General features: G+C 23.7%; 1 protein-coding gene. It reads right to left on the bottom strand.

Translation table 11 applies throughout. From position 1 onward, the window contains the following. Positions 1–23 precede the first annotated feature (23 nt). Positions 24–371 (bottom strand): transposase, encoded by a 348-nt coding sequence (locus tag MBORA_RS11015; protein WP_261795655.1) that lies wholly within the window; start codon positions 369–371, stop codon positions 24–26. Positions 372–963: the final 592 nt, after the last annotated feature.

Raw genomic sequence — 963 nt, 5'->3', positions numbered from 1 at the left:
TATAGTTTCGGACAAAAAATTTTTTAGTTAATCATGATGAATTTACTGATCCAATTTTTATAGTAGGAATCTCTATTTACGATTCTATAGAATTCTTTTTCAAATAGTTTTTCCATAAATTCTATTGTATCAAATAAATAATATGCCATATACTTTTTTATTGATTTCCATACTTGTTCTATTGGATTTAAGTGGGGAGAATGGGGAGGTAAATGAATTAATTTTATATTTAATATTTCACATGCTTTAATCACTAAATTAGCTTTATGAACTGAGTAATTATCTAGTATCACTACAAGCTTTCTTTCTTTTTGTAAATTATTGATTATATTATCTTTATTTAGTAATTTAATGATTATTTCTTTTTGAATATTTTCTATGTTCGTGTGTTTTTCAGGGTTTAATTTATTTGCTTTATTCTTTATTTTTACTAAAAATTGCTTTTCAGAACTATTATTGTTTGATATGAATTCATTAAATTCATTTTTTAATGTTTCTAATGTATTTTCATCTTTTAATTTATTGTAAATCTTATTTTCATCTAGTTCATCATCGGTTAAAATATTTTTAAGTTCTGATTTTAACTCTTTATTTATACAATTAACTATTCTAAGATTGATTAATGATTTTATTTCCTCAAATGTACGAGTATTTTGTTGAAATAGTATTAATGAATTGCCGTTTACTGCTTGATAGCCATTTGCATTTAATTTTATTCTTGTAGTTGTTTTTGTCTGTTTATTTTTTGTTCCTAATTCGTAGTATATTCTACTTGTATTATCTTTATTTTGGACTGCTGTTTGATCAGCAAATATTAAGATGTCTTTTTTTAAATCTATTTTTTCTGTGTTTTTTTTAACTGTTTTGAGGCATTTTTTGGAGCTTCTGCAGGTATGACATAAGGTTTTCCATATCCGAAGCCTAATTTTTTCATAATGCGTCGAATTTGTCTATCACTATAAA

Origin of the sequence: Methanobrevibacter oralis (assembly GCF_001639275.1) — an archaeon.
GTDB lineage: Archaea > Methanobacteriota > Methanobacteria > Methanobacteriales > Methanobacteriaceae > Methanocatella > Methanocatella oralis.
Note: the sequence above shows the minus strand (reverse complement) of the source record. Positions and strands in the feature narration are given on the sequence as shown.